This window comes from Desulfovulcanus sp., from assembly GCF_982781345.1.
In genome coordinates this window covers 1-1,467 of the sequence record NZ_CEYAEZ010000152.1, presented here as the reverse complement: position 1 = coordinate 1,467, position 1,467 = coordinate 1, and the positions used below count along the sequence as shown (strand labels likewise).

Sequence of the window (1,467 nt, the reverse complement as noted above, 5' to 3'; positions counted from 1 at the left end):
TAACTGATCCTCCCTTAATTATATCAGAGGTGGATTATATTAAGTAATTACCAAAGAAATTATTTATTTTAATTTTTAACAATAAAAATTAATAAGGACTTTACTTAATCACTTTAAAAACTTTGTTAATTTTTGTATGTGATAATATAGATAGTTGAGTATATATGAATATATAAAAAGGAAAATCCTTGACTGATTAACTAATTTTATTTAATTTTATTTAAATTAAAGCATACGTTGAAGAAGATGTATACATCCCGACTTCAAAAAGGTGGTGCCCTATTGGATGATATGCGCGCCCTGGTGCGGTACTGGAAAGATCAGGGCATGGGCCAACAGAAAGATTGGATAGTTTCGGAAAATATCCTCGGCAAACGCTCCCGCACACGGGTCCTGGATGTTTATCAGGAGGCCTTTGTGCCTCGGTTTGTGAAAGGCAATCCGCCCGAAGCCTGGAGGATCGTCAGGCCTCTTGAAGATCGTGACCTTGGCATAGAGGTAGTGAGACCGATATACTACTGGATCACGGCCCGTTCTGAACACATACTATATGATTTCGTTATGGAAGAAATTGTGCCTAAGTCTAAAAGCATGGATTCGACTGTTAGGGTGGATGAAACAGAACGCTGGATTCAAGAAAAAATCACGAGCCAGGGGCGATCATGGTCTCGGTCAGTAAGCACCAGAGTCGCGCAGAGTATGCTCGCCGCACTACGGGATTTTGGACTCCTTGAAGGAAAAGCCAAGAAACGAATTGCACCCTCATACCTTCCTGTGGAATCCTTTGCATATTTAGCTTTTTGCCTTTTCAAATCTGGAGTCTCTGGCGAGAAATTGATTAAGCATAATGACTGGAAGTTGTTTCTCATGGATACACCAGTTGTGGAGAGGCTCTTTCTTGATGCCCATCAAAGTAACCTTCTTCGGTATGAAGCGGCGGGAAGGATCCATAGGTTAGATTTCTTTGCGAACACACTGGAGGAGATGGCAGATGTCATTGCTGGAAGACGAAATTAGGGTTCTGGAACAGGACTTGGCTGCAAGCCCTATTAGGATAAGCGCCTATCATGACCTGCCCTTTGCAATATTTTGTTATGAGCCCAAGGAAGAGTTCACTTGCCGTAAGCACATACGGTCGTTAGCCATATCTCTTGAGCAGAATTATCAGAAAAGGGTTACGTTCATTTCCCTTGGCCGTCTCTTTTGGGAGATTATTGAGAAAACAGAAGGATTAGATGCCATTGTTGAAGAGGAGCACCAATTTGGTTTTGAACGTGCCCAAGAGACAGTCAATACCATTTTGTCAGATGAAGACTTTCGTCCACTGCCAGATGTTCTGGCGAGTAGAATGCAAGGGCTCAGTCCGGATAAAGATATAGTCTTTCTTGTCCGGGCCGGAGTTCTGGCTCCCAGCATCTATAGGTGTTCCACACTTTTGGACAAAATGCATGGCCGAACAATGGTCCC

The 1,467-nt window shown here is 42.6% G+C and carries 2 protein-coding genes; both read left to right on the top strand.

From position 1 onward, the window contains the following. Window positions 1-246: 246 nt before the first annotated feature. A complete protein-coding gene (locus tag AC3WVG_RS11810; protein WP_488798317.1) occupies window positions 247-1,017 on the top strand; it encodes a BrxA family protein in 771 nt (256 codons plus the stop codon). After that, a partial coding sequence (locus AC3WVG_RS11805) for a BREX protein BrxB domain-containing protein (protein ID WP_488798316.1) occupies window positions 992-1,467 on the top strand: 476 nt, incomplete at its 3' end. The genes AC3WVG_RS11810 and AC3WVG_RS11805, both read left to right, overlap by 26 nt.

Coding starts and splice junctions, on each gene's coding strand:
- AC3WVG_RS11810 (WP_488798317.1), top strand. CDS start 247: ATGTATACATCCCGACTTCAAAAAGGTGGTGCCCTATTGGATGATATG.